General features: G+C 72.0%; 19 protein-coding genes. 7 read left to right on the forward strand and 12 right to left on the reverse strand.

Annotated features, from left to right (window positions below):
- Positions 1-14: 14 nt before the first annotated feature.
- Entirely contained in the window at positions 15-845 is an 831-nt protein-coding gene (locus tag OG990_RS30050; RefSeq protein WP_406077890.1) for a hypothetical protein, read from the forward strand.
- Here OG990_RS30050 and OG990_RS30055 read toward each other — a convergent pair.
- Both OG990_RS30055 and OG990_RS30060 read right to left on the reverse strand, forming a co-directional pair.
- The gene (locus OG990_RS30055; protein WP_406081944.1) at positions 802-1,860 is read right to left on the reverse strand and encodes an ATP-binding protein; all 1,059 of its coding nucleotides are present in this window, start codon (positions 1,858-1,860) and stop codon (positions 802-804) included. The two genes, OG990_RS30050 and OG990_RS30055, sit on opposite strands and share 44 nt — an antisense overlap.
- A 20-nt stretch (positions 1,861-1,880) precedes the next feature.
- Complete coding sequence (locus tag OG990_RS30060; protein WP_355601277.1) at positions 1,881-2,558, reverse strand: response regulator transcription factor; 678 nt, start codon at positions 2,556-2,558, stop codon at positions 1,881-1,883.
- A 183-nt stretch (positions 2,559-2,741) separates the two neighbouring features.
- Here OG990_RS30060 and OG990_RS30065 point away from each other — a divergent pair, with 183 nt between their 5' ends.
- Complete coding sequence (locus tag OG990_RS30065; protein WP_406077891.1) at positions 2,742-3,089, forward strand: Uma2 family endonuclease; 348 nt, start codon at positions 2,742-2,744, stop codon at positions 3,087-3,089.
- An 85-nt stretch (positions 3,090-3,174) separates the two neighbouring features.
- On the opposite strand, the gene OG990_RS30070 is transcribed toward OG990_RS30065, so the two are convergent.
- The 5 genes from OG990_RS30070 to OG990_RS30090 form a co-directional block, all read right to left on the reverse strand.
- Positions 3,175-3,837 (reverse strand): DUF5701 family protein, encoded by a 663-nt coding sequence (locus OG990_RS30070; protein ID WP_406077892.1) that lies wholly within the window; start codon positions 3,835-3,837, stop codon positions 3,175-3,177.
- 65 nt (positions 3,838-3,902) lie between these two features.
- On the reverse strand, positions 3,903-4,664 hold the full coding sequence (locus tag OG990_RS30075) for a LytTR family DNA-binding domain-containing protein (protein ID WP_203148278.1): 762 nt from the start codon (positions 4,662-4,664) through the stop codon (positions 3,903-3,905).
- A gap of 23 nt (positions 4,665-4,687) precedes the next feature.
- On the reverse strand, positions 4,688-5,914 hold the full coding sequence (locus OG990_RS30080) for a sensor histidine kinase (RefSeq protein ID WP_406077893.1): 1,227 nt from the start codon (positions 5,912-5,914) through the stop codon (positions 4,688-4,690).
- Positions 5,915-5,952: 38 nt separating this feature from the next.
- Complete coding sequence (locus tag OG990_RS30085) at positions 5,953-7,524, reverse strand: sugar transferase (RefSeq protein WP_386986817.1); 1,572 nt, start codon at positions 7,522-7,524, stop codon at positions 5,953-5,955.
- A gap of 264 nt (positions 7,525-7,788) precedes the next feature.
- Positions 7,789-8,649, reverse strand: coding sequence for a DNA-formamidopyrimidine glycosylase family protein (locus tag OG990_RS30090; protein WP_328421824.1), 861 nt, complete (start codon positions 8,647-8,649; stop codon positions 7,789-7,791).
- 136 nt (positions 8,650-8,785) lie between these two features.
- Here OG990_RS30090 and OG990_RS30095 point away from each other — a divergent pair, with 136 nt between their 5' ends.
- On the forward strand, positions 8,786-10,054 hold the full coding sequence (locus OG990_RS30095) for a glycosyltransferase (RefSeq protein ID WP_406077894.1): 1,269 nt from the start codon (positions 8,786-8,788) through the stop codon (positions 10,052-10,054).
- Between the two features lie 172 nt (positions 10,055-10,226).
- Here OG990_RS30095 and OG990_RS30100 read toward each other — a convergent pair whose 3' ends face one another.
- The 5 genes from OG990_RS30100 to OG990_RS30120 all read right to left on the reverse strand — a co-directional run bounded on the left by OG990_RS30100 (position 10,227) and on the right by OG990_RS30120 (position 14,003).
- On the reverse strand, positions 10,227-10,949 hold the full coding sequence (locus OG990_RS30100; RefSeq protein ID WP_386986400.1) for a CDP-alcohol phosphatidyltransferase family protein: 723 nt from the start codon (positions 10,947-10,949) through the stop codon (positions 10,227-10,229).
- On the reverse strand, positions 10,924-11,991 hold the full coding sequence (locus tag OG990_RS30105; protein ID WP_328421818.1) for an iron-containing alcohol dehydrogenase family protein: 1,068 nt from the start codon (positions 11,989-11,991) through the stop codon (positions 10,924-10,926). Before OG990_RS30105 ends, OG990_RS30100 begins: the two co-directional genes overlap by 26 nt.
- Positions 11,979-12,710 (reverse strand): phosphocholine cytidylyltransferase family protein, encoded by a 732-nt coding sequence (locus tag OG990_RS30110; protein WP_355613801.1) that lies wholly within the window; start codon positions 12,708-12,710, stop codon positions 11,979-11,981. Before OG990_RS30110 ends, OG990_RS30105 begins: the two co-directional genes overlap by 13 nt.
- Positions 12,711-12,789: 79 nt before the next feature.
- The gene (locus OG990_RS30115; protein ID WP_406077895.1) at positions 12,790-13,557 is read right to left on the reverse strand and encodes a hypothetical protein; all 768 of its coding nucleotides are present in this window, start codon (positions 13,555-13,557) and stop codon (positions 12,790-12,792) included.
- Entirely contained in the window at positions 13,554-14,003 is a 450-nt protein-coding gene (locus tag OG990_RS30120; RefSeq protein WP_355613797.1) for an NUDIX domain-containing protein, read from the reverse strand. Before OG990_RS30120 ends, OG990_RS30115 begins: the two co-directional genes overlap by 4 nt.
- A 114-nt stretch (positions 14,004-14,117) precedes the next feature.
- Here OG990_RS30120 and OG990_RS30125 point away from each other — a divergent pair, with 114 nt between their 5' ends.
- From OG990_RS30125 to corA, 4 genes are all read left to right on the forward strand, one after another.
- The gene (locus tag OG990_RS30125) at positions 14,118-14,510 is read left to right on the forward strand and encodes a CBS domain-containing protein (protein ID WP_355613796.1); all 393 of its coding nucleotides are present in this window, start codon (positions 14,118-14,120) and stop codon (positions 14,508-14,510) included.
- 101 nt (positions 14,511-14,611) lie between these two features.
- Positions 14,612-15,070 (forward strand): ester cyclase, encoded by a 459-nt coding sequence (locus tag OG990_RS30130; RefSeq protein WP_328421807.1) that lies wholly within the window; start codon positions 14,612-14,614, stop codon positions 15,068-15,070.
- Between the two features lie 106 nt (positions 15,071-15,176).
- Positions 15,177-16,271 (forward strand): PLP-dependent aminotransferase family protein, encoded by a 1,095-nt coding sequence (locus OG990_RS30135; protein WP_406077896.1) that lies wholly within the window; start codon positions 15,177-15,179, stop codon positions 16,269-16,271.
- 319 nt (positions 16,272-16,590) lie between these two features.
- A complete protein-coding gene (gene corA, locus OG990_RS30140; RefSeq protein WP_355613792.1) occupies positions 16,591-17,736 on the forward strand; it encodes a magnesium/cobalt transporter CorA in 1,146 nt (381 codons plus the stop codon).
- The last annotated feature ends 59 nt before the right edge of the window (positions 17,737-17,795 follow it).

The raw sequence follows: 17,795 nt of genomic DNA on the forward strand, positions 1-17,795 counted from the left end.
CCGCCGCAGCTGTCGTGACCGATCCGGAGATCGTGGGCGGCGCTGCGGTGGTCGATGGTGCGGATGTCGTGGTCGGCCCGGAGGTGGTAGGCGGCGCTGCGGTCACGGTGGCGGGTGCCGTCGGCGACTCGGCGGTGGTGGGCGGCGCTGTGGTGGTCGGTGGTGCGGCTGTCGTGGTCGGCCCGGAGGTGGTGGGCGGCGCTGCGGTCACGGTGGCGGGTGCCGTCGGCGACTCGGCGGTGGTGGACGGCGCTGCGGGTGTCGGGGCCGGCGTGAGGGTCGCGGTCGGGCCGGGGGCCGTGGGCGGAGCGGTCGTGGGTGGTGCGGGGGTCGTGGGTGGTGCTGGTGGCGTGGTGGCGGTGACCGGGGTGGTCGTGGCCGCGTCGGGTGCGGCGGTCGTGGCCCGCGCCGCCGAATCGCCGGAGCTGGTCTGTCGCGGTATTTCCGCCCGCAGCGACGTCCTGGGTCGGATGACGCTGGCGGTGACGAGGGCGACGGTGGCGGCCAGCGCGGCCACCAGCCAGCCGACGCCGGGGCGAACCACCGACAGCGTCGAGGCACCGATCGCCGCGGCCGCCGTCAGCGCGGCCAGGACCACCGGGCGGGCGGCGCCGGACGGCCCCGGCCAACGACGTTCGAGCAGCGAGGGTGGCCGGGGCGTGACCGGCGGTGCGGGCCAGGGTTGGGGCCGGCCGGCCGCTGGCGGGAGCGCCGGGCCGGGGCCGAACCAGGGCTGGCCGGGCCTGCCCGGAACGGGAGGTCGCGGGTCGCCGGCCGGGACGTGGGTGCTGCCAGGGCTGGTCATGCGGCCTCTTCTCGGTATGGCCCGTCGCTGGGGATGGTGACCTGGATGCGACAGCCGGGCTGGGTGCCTCCGGTCTGTTCGGTGGGATCGAGGACCCGGATCCGGCCGCCGTGCAGTTCAACGACCCACCGGGCGATCGCCAGGCCGAGTCCGGTCCCGCCGCCGGCCGCCCGATCGCCACGGGTGAACCGTTCGAACACCCGGGAGCGCTCCGCCGGTGGGATCCCCTGGCCCTCGTCGCTCACCTCGAAGCGAAGCTGGCCGGCGTGTTCCTCTGCGCTCACCCGCACTGTGCCGCCGGGCGGGCTGTGCCGCGCCGCGTTGTCGAGCAGGTTCGCGAACACCTGGTGCAGCCGCCACGGGTCGGCGTGCACGGTCAGCGGCACCGCCAGCTCGCGGAGCCGGAAGCGCACGTCCAGCCCCGCGCCGCAAGCGCTCGCGGTGGCGTGCTCCACCGCCTCGTCGAGGAAGTCCCCCACGTCGATGCGGACCCGCCGCAGCGGGACCACCCCGGCATCGAGGCGTGACAGGTCGAGCAGGTCGGCGACGAGGTGTCCGAGTCGCTCGGTCTGGGACAGGGCCGAGCGCAGCGCCGCGGGTTCGGGTGCGGCCACCCCGTCCACCATGTTCTCCAGCACGCCCTGCAACGCGGTGATCGGCGTACGCAACTCGTGCGAGACGTTCGCGATCAGCTCCCGTCGGCGCTGGTCCGAGGCGTGCAGGTCCTCGGCCATCTTGTTGAACGCCTGAGCCAGCTCGCCGACCTCGTCCCGGGAGGTGGCGCGTACGCGGCGGGTGTAGTCACCGCGGGCCATCGCGCCGGCCGCCGCCGTCATCTCCCGCAGCGGCGAGGTCATCCCGTGGGCGAGCACCTGCGAGGTGAGCAGGGCGACGGCGATGGCGGTCGCCGAGGTCACCGGCGGCGGCCAACCGATGCCGTACGAGAAGTACGCCAGCCCGGCCGCGCCGGAGGCGACCAGCAGCACGCCCAGTTTCAGCTTGATCGAGCGCACCGGATCCAGCGGGCGGGGCAGCAGTTCCAGCACCCGGTCCAGGCGAGCGAGCAGGACGGCGCTCAGGACGACACCTCCAGTGCGTAGCCGACTCCGTGCACGGTGCGGATGAGGTCGGCGCCCAGCTTCCGGCGTAGCGCCTTGACGTGGCTGTCCACCGTGCGGGTGCCGCTCCCCTCGGCCCACCCCCAGACGTCGGCGAGCAGCCGCTCCCGGGGGAGGACGGTGCGGGGCCGCCCGGCGAGGTGGACCAGCAGGTCGAACTCGGTCGGCGTGAGGTGTACGTCCGCGCCGGCCCGACGGACCCGCCGCTCGGCCTCGTTGATCTCAATGTCGCCGAGGTGGATGGCGGGTGGTGCGGGCGCGGCGGCCCGTTCCACCCGGCGCAGCAAAACGTGCACCCGAGCGGCCAGCTCCCGCATCGAGAACGGCTTGGTGAGGTAGTCGTCCGCACCGACCGCGAGCCCCACCAGCAGATCGGTCTCGTCGTCCCGGGCGGTGAGCATCAGCACCGGCACCGGCCGGACGGCCTGGATCCGCCGGCACACCTCCAGGCCGTCGAAGCCGGGCAGCATCACGTCGAGGACGACGAGATCCGGCTGTCCGGTGCGGAACTGCTCGACCGCGCTGGGGCCGTCCGCCGCGATCTCCACCGCGAAGCCCTCGGCGCGGAGTCGGGCGGCGACCGACTCGGCGATGGTTCGTTCGTCCTCGACCACCAGTACCCGGCGTTGCCTCATAGGCCCTGACTGTAGGGAGCCGGCGTGGAGATCGGTGGGTGGCGTTGTGAACAACCTGTGGAGAACGGGTCACGCCTGTGGATAACTCGGTGGACATGCCGGCCGGCCTCCGCGAACACCCGAGGTTCGTTGTGGACGACCGACCGAGCTGTCAGGGTGGGCCGGTAGAGAGGAGGTGTGACGGTGACGAACCCTGCGCGGCCCGGCTGGGGTGACGCCTGGACGGTGGACGACCTCCAGGATCTTCCCGAGGACGACCAGGTCTACGAGATCTTCGACGGGAGCCTGCTCGTGCTCCTTGTCGTCGAGGTGATCTCGCCGAGCAATGCCGGCCGTGACCTGGTGCTCAAACGGCACGAGTACGCCGCGGCCGGCATTCCCCTCTACTGGCTGGTGGAACCCCGCAAGCAGACCTTGACCGTGCTGGTCAACGGCTCGGGCGGTTACCGCGAGCAGGCGGTTCTCCTCGGCGAGGTCTACCGCACCGAGCAGCCATTTCCCCTCGCCCTTCCGCTGGCCGACATCTTCTGACCGGGTAACTCGGCTTCATGCCTGGCCGCCAGCGATGGCTACGGACCGGACGGCCATCCTCCATGGACTCGGCGCACCCTGGCGGTCACTCCAGGCCGATGCGCTCCGGCCGGGCCGAGGCGGAGCCGAGCCAGGTGTGCGGGTTGCCGTACCAGCACCAGCCGAGCTTCGGCGCGCCCTGGCTGATCCAGAGCGCCGGCACCCGCTTGTCGCCGCACCGGGAGCCGACCAGCGAGAAGCACCTGTTGCTGGCCAGCGAGGCCGGGTGCAGCGTGATGAAGGCGAGCCCTTCGTCGATGGTGAGCGGCAGCCGACCCTGGGCGGTCATTCCCTCCAGGGCCGTGGCGGGCGGCAGGTTGCGGAACTCCTCGCCCCGGTCGACGTCGAAGAGCAGGTACGCGGGCCCGGCCGGCACCTCCAACTCCTTGATCGGGTCGAAGCGCGGCAGGTCGTCCTCGGCGTAGTGCCGGTCGAGAATGCCGGGCTTGCGCTTTCCGGCCAGGGTGGTGAGCTCCAGCCGGGCCTCCACCCCGACCAGGTCCCGTGTGGTGACCAGCAGGAACGGCACCCGGGCGTCGGTGGGCGCGGGCAGGCCGGCGGCGCCCTCGACCGCCTTGGCCCGCAGCGGTGCGACCAGGTCGCGGAAGGCGGCCTCGGGCAGTTCGGCGAGGGCGGGGTAGCCCAGCTCAACCAGTCGGTCGAGTTGGCGGTCGAACTCGGTCTCGGCGTCGAACGGAGTCTCGGTCACGGCGGCCTCCCGGAAGTCGTACGGACTAGCGTACAACGTACGAGAGAGGCCGTCCCATTCCCGGATCAGCGACTCCAGTCCTGCTTCGCGGCCCTGACCAGCTTGTCCTTCAACTCCCGGGTGTGCCGGCGACTCACCGGCAGCTCGGTCGAGTCGATCACCACCACATATCCGGAGTTGACCAGCCGCAGCTCCGCGATCAACTTCAACTGCACCAGATACGACCGGTGCACCCGGACGAAACCGGCGTCGGCCCAGCGCTCCGCCAGCGTGGCCAGCGAGACCCGCACCAGGTGCGACCCCTCCGCGGTGTGCAACCGGGCGTAGTCCCCCTGCGCCTCCACCCACCGCACCGCCGAGCGGGGCAGCATCCGGGTGGTGCCGGCCAACTCGATCGGGATGGTCGGGTCCTCCTCCGCCCGGGCCAGCGCCGCCGGATGCGACGGCACCACCCGTGAGCCGATCACCCGGCGCAGCGACTCGGCCAGCCGCTCGGCACGGACCGGTTTGCGCACGTAGTCGGTGGCCCCCAGGTCGAAGGCATCCACCGCGCCGTCGTCGTACGCGGTGACGAACACGATCGCCGGTGGCCGGGCGAACCGGCGCAGCACCCGGGCCAGCTCCATGCCGTCCAGCCCGGGCATCCGGATGTCCAGGAAGACCACGTCCACGTCACCGTCGCGGAGCAGCCGCAGCGCCTCGGTGGCGTCCCCGGCGGTGTGCAGGCGGGCGACCCGGGGGTCAGCCCGCAGGTGGTATGCCAGCTCGTCGAGCGCCGGCGGCTCGTCGTCCACCGCCAGTACGCGGAGAAATCCGGACGCGTTCACCACAGCCGACCCGGGTCGCTCGCTCACGATCCGGCCCGTACGCCGGGGTGGAACTTCGGCACCCGCATGCTCACCTTGGTGCCCGAGCCCAAGCCGGTCTCCACGACCAGGCCGAACCGGTCCCCGAACACCGACCGCATTCGCTCGTCGACGTTGGAGAGGCCGACGTGCTGGCCCGGGTCGTCGCCCGGGTCGCCGGTGCTGCGGGCCAGCTCGGCGATGCCGGCGGTCAGCGTGGTCGGATCCATTCCCACCCCGTCGTCCTCCACGGTGATGTGGCATTCGGCGCCCGCGTCCCGGGCCTCGATGCTCACCATGCCCGTGCCCGGCTTGCGGGACAACCCGTGCCGGACCGCGTTCTCCACCAGTGGTTGCAGGCAGAGGAACGGCAGCGTCACCGGCAGCACCTCCGGGGCGATCTGCAGCCGCACCTGCAACCGGTCGCCGAACCGGGCCCGCTCGATGGTCAGGTAGCGGTCGATCGACCGCAGCTCCTCGGCCAGCGTGGTGAACTCCCCGTGCGCCCGGAACGAGTACCGGGTGAACTCCGCGAACTCCAGGATCAGCTCCCGGGCCCGCTCCGGGTCGGTTCGGACGAACGAGCCGATCGCGGTCAGCGCGTTGTAGATGAAGTGCGGGCTGATCTGCGCCCGCAGCGCCCGGATCTCGGCCCGCGCCAGCCGCTCCCGCGACGAGTCCAGCTCGGCCAGGGCGAGCTGGTTGCCGGCCCAGTGCGCGGTCTCCAGGGTGGCCTGCACCAGCCCGGGCGCCGGCGGACTGTCGGCGATGGCCACCAGCGCGCCCACCACCCGGCCGTCCGCGCCGTGCAGCGGCGCGACGACGGCCCCCCGGACCGGGCAGTCGACCCGGTCGCAGCTCAGCTCGTGCTCACCGAGCACCGTCGAGCGCCCGGTGTCCATCACCCGCCGGGCCGCCGTGAGCAGTTGCTCGCCGTGGTGCGCGCCGCGCCCGTCGAGGGCGAGCACCTCGTCGGCGTCGGTGAGCGCCAGCCCGGCCGCGCCCACCAGAGCACGCAGATGGCGTACGGCCTTCGCCGCGCCCGCCGCGCTCAGCCCCACCCGCAGTGGCTCGGCCGCCAGCCCGGCGGTGTGCAGCACCTCGTAGGTGGCCCGCTGGGTGGCGGTGGCGATGCCCCGGCGAGCGCGCAGCCGCAGTACGGCCAACAGCGCCGCGGTCAGCGCGGTGACCAGCGAGACGACGCCGACGACGGCGGAAAGGTTGCCACCCACGCAGCGATCCTGGCCCCTCCGGCCCGGCTCGCCAACCCCTAGTACGCGCCCTTGCGGGCGAGCACCACTCCGACGGTGCGCCACAGGATGCTCAGGTCGTACGCCAGCGACCAGTTGTCGACGTAGTAGAGGTCCAGCCGGACGGCCTCGTCCCAGGACAGGTCGGAGCGGCCGGAGACCTGCCACAGGCCGGTCATGCCGGGGCGGACCAGCAGTCGGCGGCGCACGTCGCCCAGGAAGTCGCCATCGTCGGCCGGCAACGGGCGGGGCCCGACCAGCGACATCTCACCCCAGAGCACGTTGATCAGCTGCGGCAGCTCGTCCAGCGACGAGGCCCGCAGGAAGCGGCCCACCGGGAAGACCCGCGGGTCCTGCTTCATCTTGAACATCATGCCGTCGGTCTCGTTCCGGTCGACCAGGCTGGCCAGCCGATCCTCGGCGTCGACGTACATGGTCCGGAACTTCCACACCCGGAACGTGCGTCCCTCGTGGCCCACCCGGGGTTGGCGGAAGAAGACCGGCCCGGGGTCGGAGATCCGGATCGCCAGGGCGACGGCCAGGAAGAGCGGGACCAGCAGCAGCAGGCCGAGGCCGGCGGCGACCCGGTCCATCAGGTTCTTGGCCAGCAGCGCCGGCCCGGAGAGGGTCGGTTCCTCGACGTACAGCAGGGGCAGGCCCTCGATCGGCCGGATGTGCACCCGGGGGCCGGCGATGTCGGTCAGCTGTGGGGCGACCACCAGGTCGACCCCGGAGCCCTCCAGCTGCCAGGCCAGTCGACGCAGCTCGCCCGGCTCGGCGCTGGCCGACCCGCAGACCGCGATGGTGTCCCCGCCGACCTCCCGGACCAGGGCCAGGACGTCCCGGCCGGCGTGCACCGGCACCGGGGTCGGCATCCCCCGGGCCGCCGCGTAGCCGTCGGTGATGTGGATGGCGACCGGCACCAGCCCGGCGGCCGGGCTGCGGGTGACCGCCGCGTAGACCTCCAGGCACTCCGGCAGGGTGCCGACCAGCACCATCCGGTGCGCGGCCTGCCCGGCGCGTCGGCGGATGTAGTGCAGCGCCCAGCGGGCCACGAACCGGCCCCACAGGATGAGCAGCAGCGCCCCGAGCAGGGCCGTGCCGACCGTCCACCGGGACAGCGAGGTCTTGGTGGCGAAGGCGAGGAAGGAGACGCTGGCCGCGACGGTGACCCCGGCCCGGATCACCCGCTTGAACTCGTCGGGCCCGAGCCCCAGATAGCGCCGGTCGTACGCCCGGTTGCTCCAGAGGGTGACCACCCAGCCGAGCGGGAGCAGCAGGTAGGAGACGGTGTGGAACCAGGTCGGGTCCTGCTGGGTGCCGCTGAAACCGGAGGCGGCCTGGTCGAAGAGCTGGATCGCGATCCAGCTGGCGAACGCCGCTGAGGCGAAGTCGAGCAGCAGGAGGATCGCCGTGTAGGGGCGGTGCCAGCGGGAGACACGGCGTCGCGCTCTGGCCCATGCCGACCGCGGGACACCGTTGTGCGACGGCGGCGTCGGCGGCTGGATCTCGAAGCTGTCGACGTGCCGCACGAGTCTGCTCCGGCCTTCGTTGGTTACCGGGCGCTGGAGGCTTGCCGTCACCTCACCCATGTCCTCCCGCATGACACGTGCCGCTCACTCGCAGTGAGGGCCCGGGTCGCCCACCGTCCCAGTCTCCCACGCGGGCTCCGACCGGTCGCTGCCCCGTAGGAGATTGGCGACCGATGGTGCCGGCGGGATCTGGCCGGCTCCGCACCATTTCAGAAGCCGGGGACCGGGCCACTATACCGATGGATGCGCGTGTGGCGAGAACGGTGGACCGGAGCTTCGGCTCAGTCGGGCTGATTCCGCTCCGTAGTCGGCGAGTGGAATTACTCACCGTACGAGTCGAGACAACCGTCGGTCAGCGAGCGGCTTGCCGCCGGTCTGGCAGGTCGGGCAGTACTGGAGGCTGGAGTCGGCGAACGACACCTCCCGCACGGTGTCCCCGCACACCGGGCACGGCAGCCCGGTGCGGGCGTGCACCTTCAGCCCGGAGCGCTTCTCGCCCTTCAGCTCCGCGGCCCGCTGGCCGAGGGAGCGCTCGACCGCGTCACCGAGCACCTGCCGGGTGGCCGCGTGCAGGGTGGCGAGCTGGTCGTCGGTGAGCCGGTCGGTGATCGCGAACGGGGACAGCTTCGCCGCGTGCAGGATCTCGTCGGAGTACGCGTTGCCGACCCCGGACAGCACCGACTGGTCGGTCAGCACCCCCTTGACCTGCCCACGCCGGCTGCGCAGCCGCTCGGCGAAGGTGGGCAGGTCCGCGGCGAGCGCGTCCGGGCCCAGCTTGGCCACCCCGGGCACCGCCGCCGGGTCGGTGACCAGGTACGCGGCAAGCTTCTTCTGCGTGCCGGCCTCGGTGAGGTCGAACCCGGAGCCGTCGTCGAGGCGGACCCGCACCGCGATCGGCCCCTTGCCTGGGCGCAGCGGGGTGGTGGCCGGGAACGCCTCCCGGTAGTGCAGCCAGCCTGCCCTGGCCAGGTGGACCAACAGGTGCAGGTCGCCCTCGAACAGCACGTCGAGGAACTTGCCGTGCCGGCGGGCGTCGACCACCGCCCGACCGGCGACCGCGGCCGGTGCCGGGTCGTACGTCTTCAGGGCGCTGATCGCGGCGATCTCCAGCCGGTCGACACGCCGCCCCACCGCGCGCTGCCGCAGGTAACCCGCGAGCGCCTCAACCTCCGGTAGTTCGGGCACGACACAACGGTAGCCTTCTTTCCGGTGAGCGCGAGGAATGAGCTTGCGAGTCCCTGCCACGAGCGCGAGGAGTGAGCTTGCGAGCCCCGCAGTCGCGAGCAGGAGCCGGCATGACTGCGAACGAAAGGCGAGCTCTGTGAGAATCGTGGTGGCGCACAACCGGTACCGGGAAGCCCAGCCCTCCGGCGAGAACACCATCGTCGACTCGGAGATCGCTCAGCTCACCGCTGCCGGCGTCGAGGTGCTGCCGTTCATCCGCAGCTCGGACGAGATCCCGTCGATGTCGAAGGCGGCCAAGGCGCTGCTGCCGATCTCGCCGATCTGGGCTCCGCGAGCCCAGCACGACCTGAGTCGGCTGCTCACCGAGCACCGGCCGGACGCGCTGCACCTGCACAACCCGTACCCCCTGCTCTCGCCCTGGGTGGTGCGGACCGCGCACCGGCACGGCGTGCCGGTGGTGCAGACGGTGCACAACTACCGGCAGGTCTGCTCCTCGGGGATCTATTTCCGGGACGGCGTGATCTGCCAGGACTGCAAGGGCCGGGCGTTGGGCGTACCGGCGATCAAGCACCGCTGCTACCGCGACTCGGCGGCGCAGAGCGCGCTGATGGCGACCACCCTGGCCGTGCACCGGGGCACCTGGCGGTCGGTGGACCGGTACATCGCGCTCACCACGGCGATCGCCGACCACCTGCGCGAATACGGCATTCCGGACGAGCGGATCGTGGTGAAGCCGAACGCCGTGCCGGACCCGGGTCGGCCGGCGCCACTCGGCGACGGCTTCCTCTACATGGCTCGGCTGAGCCCCGAGAAGGGCGTCGACCTGCTGTTGGATGCCTGGCGTCGGCACCCGGTGGGCGCACTGGGCACCCTGCGGGTGGCCGGGGACGGCGAGCTGCGCCCGCTGGTGGAGGCAGCCGCCGCCGAGCGACCCGACGTGGTCTACCTGGGTCAGCTCGACCGGGCTGGGGTACGGGCGGCGGTCGAGGCGAGCGCGGTGGTGATCGCCGCCTCGATGTGGCACGACGTGCTGCCGACCGTGATCATCGAGGCGTTCGCCAGCGGTCGGCCGGTGCTCGGCACCGCGTTGGGCGGCATTCCGTACCTGGTCGGGGCGGATGCCCCGCACGAGCCCTCCGGCACCGGGCCGGCCGAGATCGCGTCCGCCGTCGCCGGGGGCGGCGGGTCGCCGATGCCGGCCGGGATCGGCCTGGGCGATGCCGGCTGGGTGGTGGCCCCGGAGGCGGCCGCGCTGGCCGCCGCTCTCCCGGTGGCCAGGGCAGGTGCCGCCGGGCTAGCCCCGGCCGCCCGAGCCCGCTACGAGCGGACCTTCCACCCCGACGTGGTCACCAAGCAGCTCATCGACATCTACGCGGGCATGGCCCGCACCGCGCACCGCCCCTGACCCCGACCCGCCGCCCGCCCGCCGCCCGTTGCCGGGCACGGCAAGATCGCGCTCAATCATGGGAAGAGTGGCCTCGGAGCGGCCGAATGCCCCTATTTCCTGGATCGAGCACGATCTTGCCGAGGCGCTCGCGCCATGGCGGCGTGCGGCGTGCGGGGGGTGTGGGTGGGGGTCAGCGCAGGGAGGCGCGGGCGGAGAAGGCGATGCTGGCGAGCAGGAAGCCGCCGTTCACGATGGTGAACGCGATGATCACCCAGAGGACCAGCGCGGGGGCCACGGCCAGCACCAGGGCGGCCACGAAGATCACCGCACCGTAGTCGCGGACCAGCTTCACCAGGCGGACCGGCAGCGAGGTCGAGGTGACCATGCTGGCCGCGTTCGGGCCGGACTGCATCACCGAGGTGACCAGGTTGACCATCCAGGTCCCGGCGAAGGTCGCCACCAGCCAGGTGGGGGTCGACGGCTCCTGCGCCACCGCGGTGGCGGCGAGCGCGGCCACCAGGGCGATCTGCGCGGCCACGTCGCAGAGCACGTCGATCCGGGCGCCGGCTGCGCTGCCCTGGCCGGTCACCCGGGCCAGTTGCCCGTCCGCGCAGTCCAGCGCGTACGCCACCTGCCAGCCGACCAGGGCGAGCAGGCCGACCACCCAGGCTGGTACGTCGCCGTCGGCGACCGGACCGGCAAGCGCCACCACGGTGACCGAGGTGGCCAGCCCGAGCACCAGGTTGGTGAGGGTCAGCGCGGTCGGGCGCAGCCCGAGTCGCTGGGCGACCAGCGCGAAGACGGCCCCCAACCACTGGCTGATCGACTCACTGAACAGGCCGCCGCCCCGGTTCACCCGGTGGAAGTCGGCGACGGTGGGACGGGGGTCAGCCAAGCTGGTTGCGGATTGCACCGGCGTAGTCTGCCAGCCGCTCCCGCGTCTCGGTAGGCGACAGCGCCAGGTGTTCGAGGATGGTGTACCGATCCGGTCGGGTACGCGGAGCGAACTGCACCGCCTCGATGAACTGGTCGTCGGTGAGCCCCAGATCGCCGGGAACGGTGGCCAGGCCGTGCCGGTGCAGGCAACGGGCTAGTTGACCGAACCGCTCCGGGTCCCCGCGGAGGAAGGTGCAGAAGAGCGCGCCGAGCCCGACCTGCTCGCCGTGCGAGCCGGTGCCGGGATAGAGCCGGTCGATGGCGTGGGAGATCTCGTGGTCGCCGCCGCTGGCCGGGCGGGTCGACCCGCACACCGAACTGGCGATCCCGCCGAGGATCAACGCCTCCGCCAGCGTGGTGAGGAACGCGTCGTCCGTGATCTTGCCGGGGTGGTTGATCAACGCCTCGGCACCGGTCCGCGCCAGCGTAATGGCGAGGCCGTCGATCGGCTCGCCGCGGACCTCGTGCGCCAACTCCCAGTCCGCGCAGGCGCTCACGTTGCTGACCGCGTCGCCGATCCCCGCCTGGGTCTGACTGTCCGGGCCGTTCTCCACGAAGTCCAGGTCGACGATCACCGCGATCGGGATGTGCACCCCGTAGGAACCCTTGCCGCCCTCATGATCGAGTGAGGCGGTGGGCGAGGCGATGCCGTCGTTGGCCAGGCTGGTCGCCACGGTCACCATCGGCATGCCGTACCGGGTGGCGGCGTACTTGGCGGTGTCGATGGTCTTCCCACCGCCGATGCCGATCACCGCGTCGTACGAGCGGGCCCGGAGCCGGTCACCGAGCTCGTTCGCGGCGTCGATGGTGCCGCCGACGACGGTGAAGACGTCGGCCGACCCGAGGCTGGGCCGGCACAACTCGACGATCTTCTCGCCCTGACCGGGACCGACCACCACCGCCACGTCGCCGCCAGCGGAGATCCTCCGGTCGGCCAACAGCGGCCCCAGGTCCGCCACCGCACCCCGCCGGACCTCGATCAGCAGCGGAGTGTTGACCGTGCGGGCTAGTAGCGGCACGCGATCTCCCGCGCGCGGGCCAGGTCGGCGTGGTTGTCGACCTCCACCCAGGGGACGTCGCCGATCGGCGCCGCCCGCACCTCCCCGCCCCGGTCGGCGAACTCCTGGTAGCCGTCCTCGTAGTAGAGGTTCGGGTCGCGCCGCCAGGTGGTCTCCAGCGCGTCGGCGAGCGCGTCGGCGACCTGCGGCTCGATCAGCGTGGCACCGATGTACTCCCCGTACGCCTCGCCCGGGTCCATGATCTTGGTGATCCGGGTGAGCTGGCCGGCGGCGTCGAAGATGGTCTTCATCTCCTCCTCGGCCAGCGGCTTGAGGGTGTCCACCGCGAGCAGGATGCCGGGCCCGCGCTCGGCGAGCAGGGTCTTCTCCACGCTCACCGGGTGCACGGTGTCCCCGTTGACCAGCAGCACCCCGCGAGCGAAGTACTCCCGGGCCAGCCAGAGCGAGTAGGCGTTGTTCCACTCCTCGGCCTTGTCGTTGTGGACCAGGGTGAGCGTGACCCCGTACCGCTTCTCCAGGTCGGCCTGCCGCTCGCGGACCGCGTCCGCCGCGTAGCCGACCACGATCACGATGTCGGTGAGCCCGACCTCGGCCAGGTTGCCCAGCGCGATGTCCAGGATCGTCGTCTCGCCGTCCACCGGCACCAACGCCTTGGGCAGCGTGTCGGTGTACGGGCGCAGCCGGCGCCCGGCCCCGGCTGCGAGCACCATCCCGATCATCCCGACATCCTCCCTCGTCCTGCTCCCCGTCACCGGTGGAGGATAGCCCCGGGTGGTCGCGCCGCTCCGGCCAACCGGGTCAGCCGGGGAACGCCGCCAGGTCGGCGAGCATGGTCAGCCGCTCCTCCGCACCGAGCGCGGCGTACGGGCCGGCCGCCCGTCGGTCGGTCTCCAGCTCGATGGCGAGCCGCTCGGGGCCGCTCGGCAGGGCGGCGATGCTCGACGCGGTGTGCCCGGCGGCAGCCCAGGCGGCGGCGTGCGCGTCGGCCCGGTGGTATCGCAGCGTGCCGAGCCGGTTGAGCAGCAGCACGCCTGACGGGGTGCCGTCCGGCTCGTACGGGGGCGCCATCGCGGCGAAGGCCGACCCGCCCCGGTCCCCCTCCTCGTCGGCCAGCACCAGGGCGTACGACAGCAGCCGGCCGAGCGCCGCCACCAGCCGTGGCACCCGCTCGTCGTGCCCAGCCCACAGCTCCTCGGTGACCTCGGCGTGGACCTGGTACAGCTCGGTGAGGAAGGCCGTACCCCGCTCGGTGGCGGAGAGCGCGCCGTCCGGGCCGCGGTGGAGCATCCCGTGCGCCACCTGTTTGTCCACGGTCCGCTGGCAGGTGACCGGGTCGTGGTACCGGGTGATCGCCGCGAACCCCGGCCCGTCGACCGTGCCACCGGGTGCGGCCAGCCGGGTGCGCAGGTCGACCAGGAAGCCGGTCGCCGCCACTCCGCCGTACCGCTGGCTCAGCTCGGCGCCGCCACCGTCGCGGCCGGCCAGCATGCCGGCGCGGAAGACCCGGTCCACGGCCGGGGCGAGCAGCCCGGCGAACCGGTGCGGCGCCAGGTCGACGGTGTTCACAGACCGATCGACCGCAGGACGGCGAAGCCCTCCTCCGCGATCCGCCGGATCAGCCCGTCGTTGACGTCGCGGTTCTCGTCCAGCACGGTCACCTCGTGCTCGGCCAGCCAGCGGTACTCGGTGTGCTTGCCAGCCTCCAGCGTCGGGTGGTCGAGGTCGCCGTCGACCCGGACCAGGAAGTCGTATTCGATCCGGGCCAGGCCGTCGTCGCCGACGTAGTGGTACTCACCCACCTGACCGAGAACGTGCGACAGGATCCAGCCGGTCTCCTCGGTGATCTCCCGGCGGAGCGCCTCGTCGATCTCCTCGCCCGGTTCGAGATGGCCACCGACGATGTCCCAACAGTTGGGAAAGAGGCGTCGGTGCGGCGATCGGCGCTGAAAGAAGATGCGGCCGTCATGGTCGACGATCAGCGCGCCGGCGCAGCGCAGGGGGTCGGTGGACACCGTTCGACAGTAGCGAGCGTTCCGGCGTCGCGACGATGCCCGGTCTTGTCCAGGGAACATCCACGGACCACCATGTCGGTACCGGATGCCACCGTCCCAAAGGGGTGATGCGTGATGCAGGTACGGGAAGCGATGTCCAGCCAGGTCCTCGTCGTCGGTCCGGAGCACACGCTCCGCCAGGCGGCGCGGATGATGTCGGCCCGCGGTATCGGGTCGGCGGTCGTGATCGATCCGGACTCCGAGGGGATCGGGATCATGACCGAACGCGACGTGTTGAAGGCCATCGGCGCCGGCCTGGACTGCGACGTGGAACGCACCGGCGCCCATCTGACCTGGGACGTCGTCTACGCCGGGCCGGAGTGGACGGTAGCCGAGGCGGCCGCCGCGATGGCCCGGGGCGGGTTCCGGCACCTGGTGGTGTTGGACGGCCGCGAGGTGGCCGGCGTGATCTCCGTCCGGGACATCATGCGGGTCTGGGCGGAAAGCACGGTGGTCGCCACGACCTGACTGGGCATGCCGGATTCCGGCGCGCAGGTGTGCCCGGTCCGATCGACGGGTAGGGATCCCTTGCGGGCGCGGAGACGCCGTGGCCCGTGGGGGAGGGCCTGATGCGCGACGCGGAGTTCCTGGTCGAGCAGCAGTACGCCATGCTCCTGCGGCGGGACGTTGCCCGGCTGCCGGATCTCTATGCCCCGGAGGCGTTCTACGCCATGCCGGGTGTCACGGTCCGCCCGATCGAGCTGCCCGCGTTGCTGCGGACCTGGACCGGCGCCTTCCCGGACCTGCGGGTCGACCCGCTGGGCGCGGTGCGCACCGGCGGGGGCGCGGCTATTGAGCTGCGCCTGACCGGCACCCAGACCGGCACGCTGCACACGCCGTTCGGCACCGTCGCACCCACCGGGCGCATGGTGAGCTGGGAGGTGGCCGACGTGGTTCGGGCCCGCCGGGGGCGGATCGTCGCCTGGCGGTCCTACTTCGACTGGAGTCAGCTCCTCGACGCGCTCGGCGTGCAGCTGGAGGGACTTTCCCGGGCGGCGCAGCACGACTCGCTCGCCCTTCCGGTCTGATCTGTCGCCGTCCGGTGGAGTCGGGTCACCCGACCCGGTGGCTCAGGATGCGGACATCGCCGTGCCGTCCGCGCGCCCCCCGTCGCCGCCCGTACGCTCAACATCCATGACCGCCGAGCAGCTGATCTCCTTCGCCCGTGGGGCTCCCTCGCTGGACATCGTCGATGTCGAGGGGCTCAAGGCCGCCGCCGTCCGCGCCTTCGACGCCGACCCAGCCGGGATTACGGCCTACGGCACCTCCGTCGGCTATGTACCACTGCGGAAGTGGATCGCCGAGAAGCACGGGGTCGCGGCCGACCAGGTGCTGGTCACCAACGGGTCGCTCCAGGCCGACGCGTTCCTCTTCGACCACCTGGTTCGCCCCGGCGACGCGGTCGTGGTGGAGCGCCCGACGTACGACCGGACGCTGCTCAACCTCCAGCGGATGGGCAGTGAGCTGCACGCCGTCCCGGTCCAGCCGGACGGCCTGGACACCGCTGAGCTGCGCAAGCTGCTGGAGTCCGGGGTTCGGCCCCGGCTCGCGCACATCATCCCGAACTACCAGAACCCTGCCGGCGTGACGCTCTCCCTGGAGAAGCGTCGGGAGTTGCTCGACCTGGCCGCCGAGTACGGGTTCATCATCTTCGAGGACGACCCGTACGCGGACATCCGGTTCCGTGGCGAGGCGCTGCCGTCGATGCTCTCGCTGGACACCCGCAACGTGGTGGTGCACGCGTCGAGTTTCACCAAGACGGTCTGCCCGGGCGTGCGGGTCGGGTACCTGGTCGGCTCGTCGGACCTGATCGCGGACATCGCCAAGAACGCGACCAGCCTCTACATCTCGCCCGGCATGGTGTCCCAGGCGATCGTGCACCAATTCTGTGTCTCCGGTGAGATCGACCGCTCGATCGAGACCGTCCGGGCGGCGCTGGGTGAGAGAGCCCAGGTGCTCGCCGAGTCGCTGCGCCGGCACCTGCCGCAGGCTCGGTTCGTGGAGCCCGACGGCGGCTACTTCCTCTGGGTGGAGTTCCCGGAGGACGTGCTGGTCGACCGGCTCGCCCCGGCGGCGGCCGAGCGCGGGGTCGCCGTGGTCAAGGGCAGCGACTTCGTGTTGGACGGTGGGCAGCACGCCCTGCGGCTGGCCTTCTCGGCGGTGACCGCCGATCGGATCGACGAGGGTGTCCGCCGGCTGGCGGCGGCCGTAGAGGCCGTCCGCAGCTGATTTCTGTCGGATTCCCGACAAAACGACGATGCCGGCCGTTCCGGGACTCCCGTCCGGGCGGCCGGCGGCTCACAATGCTGCGAGCGTCACTCAGGTGTAGCGGAGATCACCGCCCGTTGCTGGCCACCCCCGCTGACCCGGATGACGCGTGCAGCACAACCCCCGCCCCCACCGGCGCCGGGTGGGCCGTGTCGTCCCCGCACCCCCCGATGCGGCCCGGCCCGCCCGGCGCCACCCCCCATGCGACCGCCGTCACCCGTGCTCTCCGCGGCAACCGGCGTAGCCTGCAAGCCGCAGCTGAGCGCGGGGAGGTGACGCGATGACGGATCGGGAAGAGCGGGGCCGAGCGCCGTTGAACACCGGCCGGGTGCTGCGACCCCGGGCGTGGCCGTCTCCGGTCCGGGCGATGACCCGGATCCTCAACGCCGACGGCTCGCCGCCCGTGCCCAGCCCCACCGGCAGCGGTCGTAGCGGCGTGGTCGACTGCGCGCTCTACATCGACGGCAAGCGGCAACCCGGCGACTGGACGTACGCGGATGCCCTGGCCGCGGCGCGCCGCGAGGAGCACGGCTTCGTCTGGATCGGGCTGCACCAGCCCGAGCTGTCCGAGATGACCGCCATCGCGGAGACCTACGGTCTGCACGAGCTTGCCGTCGAGGACGCGGTGAAGGCCGAGCAGCGTCCCAAGCTGGAGCGGTTCGGCGACGTCAGCTTCCTGGTGCTGCGCACCGCCCGATACTGCGAGCACGCTGAGCTGACCGAGAACTCCGAGGTCGTGGAGACCGGCCAGGTGATGCTCTTCATCGGCCCGCACTTCCTGATCAGCGTCCGGCATGGGGACGCCTGCCGGCTCTCCCCGGTCCGTGCCGACCTGGAGACCAAGCAGGAGTTGCTGCTCCACGGCCCGTGGGCGGTGGCGTACGGGGTGACCGACCGGGTGGTCGACCTCTACCTGGAGGTCGCCGACCAGCTCGAGGACGACCTGGACGTGCTGGAGGCCGAGGTCTTCGACCGCAACGGCAGGGGCCGGATCCAGCGGATCTACCAGATGAAGCGCGAACTGGTGGAGTTCAAGCGGGCGGTGGGCCCGCTGCAGCGGCCGCTGATGACCCTGACGTCCCAGGTCAACCGGGACGTGCCCAAGGAGATCCGGCGCTACTTCCGGGACGTGCAGGATCACCTGAGCCGCACGGTCGAGCAGGTCAACTCGTATGACGACCTGCTGAACTCGATCCTGCAGGCGCGACTGGCGCAGGTCACCGTCGACCAGAACAACGACATGCGCAAGATCGCCGCCTGGGCCGGCATCGCCGCGGTGTGGACCGCCATCGCCGGGATATACGGGATGAACTTCGACAACATGCCCGAGCTGAAGATGACGTACGGCTATCCCGTCGTACTCGCCCTGATGCTCGGCGTCTCCCTGGCCCTCTACCGCTGGTTCCGCCGCAACGGCTGGCTCTGACCGCCGGCCCGGCGGCGCCGGATCACCCCCGGACGCGGAAGCGCCGGCGGTGCGGGGTG

The sequence above is a fragment of the Micromonospora sp. NBC_00858 genome (assembly GCF_045207365.1).
Taxonomy (GTDB): domain Bacteria; phylum Actinomycetota; class Actinomycetes; order Mycobacteriales; family Micromonosporaceae; genus Micromonospora.